This window comes from Mycobacterium sp., from assembly GCF_035653355.1.
Taxonomy (GTDB): Bacteria; Actinomycetota; Actinomycetes; order Mycobacteriales; family Mycobacteriaceae; genus Mycobacterium.
Genome location: NZ_DASRBZ010000492.1, coordinates 1 through 8513, shown reverse-complemented (window position 1 = coordinate 8513; position 8513 = coordinate 1). Strand labels below are relative to the sequence as shown.

The 8513-nt window shown below is 66.7% G+C and carries 9 protein-coding genes; 7 read left to right on the top strand and 2 right to left on the bottom strand.

What is annotated here, in order from left to right; genetic code table 11:
- The 4 genes from VFA16_RS17005 to VFA16_RS16990 form a co-directional block, all read left to right on the top strand.
- A partial coding sequence (locus VFA16_RS17005) for a phosphotransferase family protein (RefSeq protein ID WP_324968944.1) occupies positions 1-948 on the top strand: 948 nt, incomplete at its 5' end.
- Positions 949-960: 12 nt separating this feature from the next.
- The gene (locus VFA16_RS17000; protein ID WP_324968943.1) at positions 961-2157 is read left to right on the top strand and encodes an acyl-CoA dehydrogenase family protein; all 1197 of its coding nucleotides are present in this window, start codon (positions 961-963) and stop codon (positions 2155-2157) included.
- The gene (locus VFA16_RS16995) at positions 2154-3263 is read left to right on the top strand and encodes an acyl-CoA dehydrogenase family protein (protein ID WP_324968942.1); all 1110 of its coding nucleotides are present in this window, start codon (positions 2154-2156) and stop codon (positions 3261-3263) included. The genes VFA16_RS17000 and VFA16_RS16995 overlap by 4 nt, the downstream gene beginning before the upstream one ends.
- 2 nt (positions 3264-3265) lie before the next feature.
- A complete protein-coding gene (locus VFA16_RS16990; RefSeq protein WP_324968941.1) occupies positions 3266-4246 on the top strand; it encodes an aldo/keto reductase in 981 nt (326 codons plus the stop codon).
- Here the strand turns inward: VFA16_RS16990 and VFA16_RS16985 are convergent.
- Together VFA16_RS16985 and VFA16_RS16980 are read right to left on the bottom strand one after the other, a co-directional pair.
- On the bottom strand, positions 4221-5249 hold the full coding sequence (locus tag VFA16_RS16985; protein WP_324968940.1) for a TIGR03617 family F420-dependent LLM class oxidoreductase: 1029 nt from the start codon (positions 5247-5249) through the stop codon (positions 4221-4223). The genes VFA16_RS16990 and VFA16_RS16985 overlap by 26 nt on opposite strands.
- Positions 5250-5263: 14 nt before the next feature.
- Entirely contained in the window at positions 5264-6004 is a 741-nt protein-coding gene (locus VFA16_RS16980) for a dienelactone hydrolase family protein (RefSeq protein ID WP_324968945.1), read from the bottom strand.
- 43 nt (positions 6005-6047) lie between these two features.
- Here VFA16_RS16980 and VFA16_RS16975 point away from each other — a divergent pair, with 43 nt between their 5' ends.
- The 3 genes from VFA16_RS16975 to VFA16_RS16965 all read left to right on the top strand — a co-directional run.
- The gene (locus VFA16_RS16975; RefSeq protein WP_324968939.1) at positions 6048-6848 is read left to right on the top strand and encodes a thymidylate synthase; all 801 of its coding nucleotides are present in this window, start codon (positions 6048-6050) and stop codon (positions 6846-6848) included.
- Between the two features lie 7 nt (positions 6849-6855).
- Positions 6856-7344 (top strand): dihydrofolate reductase, encoded by a 489-nt coding sequence (locus VFA16_RS16970; protein ID WP_324968938.1) that lies wholly within the window; start codon positions 6856-6858, stop codon positions 7342-7344.
- On the top strand, positions 7341-8513 hold a 1173-nt coding region (locus VFA16_RS16965), incomplete at its 3' end, for a winged helix-turn-helix domain-containing protein (RefSeq protein WP_324968937.1). The genes VFA16_RS16970 and VFA16_RS16965, both read left to right, overlap by 4 nt.

Genomic DNA, 8513 nt, shown 5'->3' with positions numbered 1-8513 from the left:
CCACTGAGCTTCGAACGGATCGGGCTGGGCCAGTCGAACCTGACCTATCTGGTGCGTGACGCCGGCAACCGCGAATGGGTGCTGCGCCGCCCGCCGCTGGGGCAGTTGTTGGCGTCTGCGCACGACGTAGTTCGCGAGGCGCGGATCCTGTCCGCTCTGCAGGACACACCAGTGCCGACGCCAGGGGTATACGGACTGACCCGCGATGGCGACGTTCCGCTGCTGTTGATGGAGTACGTCGACGGCCTGGTGATCGACCGGATGGAAAAAGCCGAATCGCTAACTCCCCAGCGCCGCAGGCAAATCGGGCTCTCAATGGTGAAGACACTGGCCAAGATCCATGCCGTCGACATCAACGAAGTCGGCTTGGCCGATCTGGCCAGCCACAAACCCTACGCTCAGCGCCAGCTCAAACGCTGGGCAGGACAATGGGAGCTCTCGAAGACCCGTGAGCTGCCCGACCTCGACGACCTGACCCGACGGCTAATCGCGGCAGCGCCGGAGCAACAGGAACTGACGTTGGTGCACGGCGACTTTCATCTGCGCAACGTCATCACCTCGCATACCACCGGGGAGGTGGTTGCCGTCTTGGACTGGGAGTTGTCCACGCTCGGTGATCCGTTGGCCGACATGGGCAGCTTGCTGGGGTATTGGCCCGAACCCGGGGAGGACGAGTGGGCCGGAAGCTTCTCCGCCGCAGCGCTCGACGGGTTCCCCGACCGCGCCGAGATGACAGCGGTGTATCTGGCAGAAACCGGGCGTGACGCAGCGACGCTGAAGTACTGGCATGCGTTGGGGCTGTGGAAGGTTGCGATTATCGCCGAAGGCGTGATGCGCCGAGCCATGGATGAACCGAAGAATAAGGCCGCCGCGGGCACACCGACTCTGCGTCGGATCGATGCGCTAGTCCGTAAGGCCCGCGAAGTGGCCGAAGACGCTGGCATTTGAACGGAGACCGAGATGAGCGCTGACATCGCCGAAGATCTCGACGCGCGGGTGGCCACGCTGCTCAAGCAACACGACCCCGCGACCACCGATCCGCGCGAGTTTCTCGGCGCACGCTTCGACGCGGGGCTGGCATGGGTGCACTTCCCCCCCGGCTGCGGCGGACTCGACCTGCCGCGGACTTTCCAACGCCTCGTGGAGAGCCAATTGGCCACGGCCAGCGCGCCACCTCCGGGCGGGGGAAGAAACATCATCGGAATGGGCATGGCCGCGCCGACGATCGCGGCGTTCGGCACCGAGGAACAGAAGCGAAAGTTCCTGCGCCCGCTCTACACCGGCGAGCACATCTACTGCCAGCTGTTCAGCGAACCGGGGGCCGGATCAGACCTGGCCGGGCTCGCCACGCGGGCGGTCCGCGACGGCTCGACCGGGGACTGGATTGTCAACGGGCAGAAGGTGTGGACCTCTATGGCGCAGCATGCCCAGATGGCGATCCTCGTCGCCCGCACCGACCCAACTGTTCCCAAACACCAAGGCCTCACCTACTTCCTGTGTGACATGTCCGATCCCGGCATCGAGATCCGCCCGCTGCGACAGATCACCGGTGAGGCCGAGTTCAACGAAGTGTTCCTCACCGACGTCCGGGTGCCCGACGCGAACCGGCTCGGGCCCGAGGGCGGCGGATGGAAGGTGGCGACCACCACCCTCAACAACGAGCGGGTCGCCATCGGCAACAGGCCCGGCGTACCCCGCGAAGGCGGGATGATCGGCAAGGTCGCCGAAGCCTGGCGCAACGAGCCAGAGCTTCGCAACCCCGCGATGCACGACGAGCTGATGCGGCTGTGGGTCGAATCGGAAGTCACCCGGCTGACCGGTGAACGACTGCGCCAGCGGCTCGCCGCGGGCCAGCCCGGCCCTGAGGGCGCAGGTATGAAGATAGCGTTCGCCCGTCTGGCACAAGCTATTTCGGGATTCGAGTTGGAATTGCACGTCGAATCAGGGCTGCGCTACGACGACTGGACCATGCGTCGACCGGAAACGGTCGACTTGACCGGCCGGGAGCCGGGATATCGCTACCTACGTGCCAGAGGCAATTCGATCGAGGGCGGCACATCGGAGATTCTGCGCAACACCATCGCCGAGCGGGTTCTCGGCCTGCCGCCCGAGCACCGGGTCGACAAAGAGGTCGCCTGGAAGGACCTGGATCGATGAACGCGGATCTGCTGTACTCCGACACCGAGGACGCGCTGCGCGACAGTGTCCGCCAGCTACTTGCTGACCGGTGCCCGCCGGAGGCGGTGATGCGCTTGTACGACCCTGGGCCGCCGGACTTTTCGGGCGTCTGGAAAGAGCTGGCTGCCGATCTGGGGGTAGCGGGGCTGCTGGTGCCCGACGAGCTTGGGGGTGCGGGCGCGAGCGCCCGAGAGGCTGCCGTCGTCATGGAGGAGATCGGCCGGGCTGTCGCTCCGGTGCCCTACCTTTCCAGCGCGGTGCTCGCCACCGTCGCGCTGCTGCGGGCGGGCGACACCCAGAACCTGCCGGGCCTAGCGGCCGGTGAAGTCACCGCGGCGCTGGCAGTGCGGCTTTCGAACGCGCCGGGCGACCCGGTGACCGGCGTCAGCGCAGGTGCTGACGGTCTGACCGGAGAGATCGCCAACGTTGCAGGCGCAGCCGAAGCCGACGTGCTGGTGGTACCGGCAGCCGGCCCTAACGGACTCGAGTTGCACACCGTCTCGCGCACTGCGGCCGGAGTGGAAGTGACGCCGATATTGGCGCTGGACATGACCAGACCCCTTGCCAACGTTCGGTTCTCGGGCACATCGTCATCTCGGGTCGGTACCGGATCGGCGGACGCGGCGCTGGCGGCAGCGCTGCAGACCGGCGCGGCGTTGCTGGCCTCCGAGCAGCTTGGCGTCGCGCAGTGGTGTTTCGACACCGCGCTCGACTACGTCAAGCAGCGCAAGCAGTTTGGCCGTGCGATCGGGTCATATCAGGCGATCAAGCATCGGATGGCCGACCTGTGGCTGGAAGTCAGCTCCGCTGCCGCGGGAGCCCGCTACGCCGCCGACACCTGCGCGCGGAGCGATCCCGACGCTGCCGTCGCCGCGGCCATGGCGCAGGCCTACTGCAGCGATGTGGCGGTGCATGCCGCCGAGGAATGCATTCAGCTGCACGGCGGGATCGGAATGACCTGGGAGTACCCCGCGCATCTGTACTTGAAGCGGGCGAAAAGCGATCAGCTGGCACTAGGCACCGGCTACCGGCATCGCGCCCTGCTGGCCGAACTGGTCGACCTGCCGCACGACGGCCGGAGTTGACCATGGACAAGCGCATCCTCGGCGACGGCCTCGAAGTATCCGCGATCGGATTGGGCTGCATGGGAATGAGCCGCGGCTACGGCCCGTCGGGACCCAAAGAGGACATGATCGCGGTGATCCGCTCGGCCGTCGAGCGCGGTGTCACCTTTTTCGATACCGCCGAAGCCTACGGGGACAACGAGGAACTGGTCGGGGAGGCACTGGCGCCGTTCGCGGGTCAGGTGGTCATCGCGACCAAATTCGGTTTCGCCTTCGACGCGACCGGCAACATCGCGGGACTCAACAGCCGCCCGGAGAACATCAGACGGGTCACGGACGCGTCGCTGCAGCGGCTGCGTGTGGAGACCATCGATTTGCTCTACCAGCACCGCGTCGACCCACAGGTACCCATCGAGGACGTAGCCGGGACGGTCAAGGAATTGATCCAGGACGGCAAGGTCAAGCATTTCGGCATGTCGGAGGCATCTGCCGAGGCGATACGGCGAGCGCACGGCGTCCAGCCCGTCTCGGCCATACAAAGCGAGTACTCGATCTGGTGGCGCGCACCGGAAAGCGAGGTGCTGCCCACGTGTGGGGAACTTGGCATTGGCTTTGTGCCGTACAGTCCGCTCGGCAAAGGCTTCCTGACCGGAAGCATCGGCGTCGACACCCAATTCGAGCGCACCGACATCCGCAACGCCATTCCGCGGTTTGCCGCCGACGCCCGAGCCGCCAACCGGGCCGTCGTTGATCTACTAGAAACGATCGCGGCGCGCAAGAACGCGACACCCGGACAGATGGCGCTGGCTTGGCTGCTTGCCCAGCAACCGTGGATCGTACCCATTCCGGGCACCCGCCGCCTCGAGCGCCTCCAGGAGAACATCGCGGCAGCCGACGTCGAGCTCACCGCCGACGACCTACGCGAAATAGACTACGCCGCAACGCAGATCACAGTGCAGGGCGCGCGCTACCCCGATTTCATGCAGCGCCTGATCGGCGGCTGATCCGGCGAGCAACTTCGCCGTAGCGCTCGACGCGCTCTTGATCGGTCAGCGCGTTGTACAGCACCAGCCGGGTGGCGATTCCCGCATACTTGTCGGTCAGCGCGTCGGCCAGCCCGTCCCAAGTTGACTCGGTGGCGAAGACGGCCAGGTGCTCGTCGGTGATCTGGGCGGCCATGCCGGCGACGTCGCCGGCCTTCTGCTTCTCCCGAATTCGGGCGGTCGTGCCCTCGAACCCAGCCTCGTCCCAGATGAACGCATAGTTGGGCGTGCTTCCGTAGAACGCCAGGCTGGCTCGCAGCAGTTCTCGTTCCTTGTCACGCTCTTCGTCGCGGTCGCCGACGATCGTCATCGCCGGCACGATCACAGCGATGGCCGACGCCGTGCGCCCCGCTTTTGCCGCTCCTGCCGCGATGTTCGGCACGGCGTGCCGGGTTAGATAGCCGGGCTCCGCAATCGGATGCATATGGACGCCATCGGCTACTTCGCCCGCCATCCGCAGCATCCACGGATTGACCGCGGCGACATCGACTTTGGGGTCGGGGACGTGGATAGGTCCTGGGCTCCACTGGGGACTGATGAAGTCGAGGTCGTAGAACTCGCCGTGGTGATCGAGCGTCCCGGTTCGAAACGCCATGAAGCACGCCTTCACGGCGAGCACGTAGTCGCGCAGCCGGGGCCCGGGCCGATCGAAGGCCACGCCGTAGCGCCGCACCACGTGAGTGCGCACCTGCGTGCCCAGACCCAGCCGGAACAGGCCGCCGGTTGCTTCGGCAAGCTCCCATGCCGTCGCCGCAGTCACGAAGGGACTGCGCGGAAATGCGACCGCCACACCCGTGGACAACTCCAGCCCGGGCGCGACCTGCGAGGCCACGGCGGCGTTGAGATAGGCCGTGCGGCCCGTCTCCGTGAACAACAGGCCGGAGAACCCGGCTGACTGGGTCCGTCGGGCGAGTTGACCGATCTGGCCCAGCGGTTTGGGCGTCGTCATCGCGTCGACGTGCATAGTCGGCGCGCCTACTACCCGGAGAGCTTCGCCCCGAAGAAGTCCCGCATCGCCGCCCAATGCCGCTCCGCGGCGGCTTCGTCATACGGCGCGTTGTCCGGGACCGCGAACCCATGCGCGGCCGGATACGTCTCGATAGTGTGCTCGACACCGGCGGCGGTCAACGCCTTGTCGAGCTGTTCGGCTTGCTCGGGCGTGAAGGAGCCGTCGTTCTCGGCTCCGGCGACGTAGACCGCGGCTTGGATCTGGTCGGCCAGCAGATGCGGGCTTTCCGCGCTATCCGTCGCCAGCCCGCCGCCGTGGAAGGAGGCCGCGGCCGCAACGCGATCGGGCTGACGACCGGCCACCACCAGCGACGTGCGGCCACCCATGCAGTAGCCGCAGACACCGAACCGGTCTCCGCGCACCTCGTCGCGGTCGGCAAGGTAATCGAAGAACGCGCCGGCGTCGATGTCCATTTTGAGCGGGGTGACGCTGCCGATCATCGACATCAGCCGCTGTCGCTCGGCGGGGTCGCTGAAGGCGGTCTTCATGTCGAACGGCTGCCAGTCCCCGTGGCGGTAGTAGACGTCCGGCAGCAGCACGACGTAACCAAAGCCGGCCAGCTTGGCGGCCATCTCGTAGAAGGTGTCACGCACCCCGCCGGCGTCGGGATACATGACCACCCCAGGCCACGGCCCCTGGCCCTCGGGGATAAACAGGTGGACGGTGCAGGTGCCGTCGCCAGTGGTGACGGTATCGGTGATGTGCGGCATGGCTACCGTTCTACTACTCCGCATCGCCGCTACGCTGAGGACCGTGCCCATCCCTACGCCGTACGAGGATCTGCTGCGCCTGGTCCTGAAGCGGGGCACACCCAAGGCCGACCGCACCGGCACCGGGACCCGCAGCCTGTTCGGCCACCAGATGCGCTACGACCTGGCGGCGGGTTTCCCGCTGATCACCACCAAGAAGGTGCACCTGAAATCGGTGATCTACGAGCTGCTGTGGTTTCTGCGCGGCGACTCCAACGTCAACTGGCTGCACGAACACGGAGTCACCATCTGGGACGAATGGGCCTCCGCCACAGGCGATCTCGGCCCGATCTATGGAGTGCAGTGGCGATCCTGGCCCACCCCGTCGGGTGAGCATATCGACCAGATCAGCACTGCGCTGGAGCTGCTGCGCACTGATCCGGATTCCCGGCGCATCATCGTGTCGGCGTGGAATGTCGGCGATATTCCCAGGATGGCCTTGGCGCCCTGTCATGTGCTGTTCCAGTTCTATGTCGCCGACGGGCGGCTGAGCTGTCAGCTCTACCAGCGCAGCGCCGACCTGTTCCTGGGCGTCCCGTTCAACATCGCCAGCTACGCGCTGCTCACGCACATGATGGCCACGCAGGCCGGGCTCGAGGTCGGTGAGTTCGTCTGGACGGGTGGCGACTGCCACATCTACGACAACCACGTCGAGCAGGTCCGCCTGCAGCTCAGCCGGGAACCACGCCCATACCCGGAACTGGTTCTGGCACATCGTGACTCGATCTTCGACTACACCTACGACGACATCGTCATCAAGAACTACGACCCGCACCCGGCGATCAAAGCCCCCGTCGCGGTATGAGGCGCGCATGACGGAGCTGGGCCTGATCTGGGCCCAGTCGACGTCAGGCATCATCGGGCGCGGCGGTCAAATCCCGTGGCGGCTGCCGGAGGATCAGGCCCGGTTCAAAGAGCTCACGATGGGCCACACCGTGGTGATGGGCCGACTCACCTGGGAGTCGCTGCCGGCGACGGTGCGGCCGTTGCCCGGCCGCAGAAATGTCGTACTGACCCGTCAAACTGAGTATGTGGCAGACGGCGCAGAAGTGGTGGGCACCTTTGACGAGGCCCTCACCGACCCGGTGACCTGGGTGATCGGCGGGCAACAGATCTACGCGCTGGCGATGCCGTTGGCCACCCGCTGCGAGGTCACCGAGGTGGAGCTCGACCTGCCGCGTGACGACGCCGACGTGTTGGCGCCGGTGCTGGACGAAACCTGGATTGGCACGACGGGGGAGTGGCTGACCAGCCGCACGGGGCTGAGATATCGGTTCCACAGCTACCAGCGCAGCTCGTGAGCAGGCTGACCGCGGCGCAGGCCCGCCGGGTCGCTGTGGCCGCGCAAGGTTTCGCGGAGCCGCGAGCCAGCGGTCGCCTCACCCGGGCCCATCTGCGGCGGCTGATCTCCAGAATCCAGGTGCTGCAACTCGATTCGGTGTCGGTTGTGGTGCGCGCCCACTACGCGCCGGTGTTCAGCCGGCTTGGGGCCTACAACCGCGACGTACTCGACCGCGCGGCGTGGGACCACTCCGCGCGCAGTCCGCGTCTGCTGGTCGAGTATTGGGCGCACGAAGCTGCGCTGATGGCGGTCGACGACTGGCCGCTCATGCGTTGGCGGATGCGCGAATACCGGCACGGCCGCTGGGGCACCCAAATCGTCAAGGCCAACCCACAGCTGGCCGACGACATCGTCGCCGCCGTGGCGCAGCTCGGACCCTGCACCGCCGGACAGATCGAGGCCCACCTCGCTGCCGAGCCGTCGCGCGCGGCTAAAGGCCCCTGGTGGAACCGCAGCGACACCAAATGGGTCGCTGAGGCGCTCTTTGCCGCCGGTGTGCTGACGACGGCCACCCGCGTCGGATTCGCCCGCCACTACGACCTGACCGAGCGGGTGCTGCCGGCCGACGTGTTGGCGCGGGAGATCGACGACGATGAAGCGATCCGCGAGCTCACCTTGCGGTCGGCCACCGCGCTCGGTGTGGGCACCGAGGCCGATATCCGTGACTACTTCCGGCTGTCCGCCGCCCAGGTCAAACCGGCGATCTCCAAGCTGGTCGCCGACGGCGAGCTGGAACGCGTCGACGTTGACGGCTGGTCGGCGCCTGCGTATCTGCGTGCCGAGCAAGCTGTTCCACGACGGGACCGCGGTACGGCGCTCCTGTGCCCGTTCGACCCGTTGGTCTTTTTCCGGCCTCGGGTGCAGCGGCTCTTCGGGTTCCATTACCGCATCGAGATCTACACGCCCGCAGCCCAACGACGCTACGGCTACTACGTGTGGCCCTTTCTGCTCGACGGTGAGTTGGTCGGCCGGGTCGACCTGAAGGCCGACCGTGCCGCGAACGCCTTGTACGTCGTCGGCGCGTTCATCGAGCCGGGTCGCTCGCCGGCGAAGGTGGCCGCAGCACTAGCCGGTGAGCTGGCGACGATGGCGTCGTGGCTAGGGCTCGCCGACGTCACTGTCGGGGAC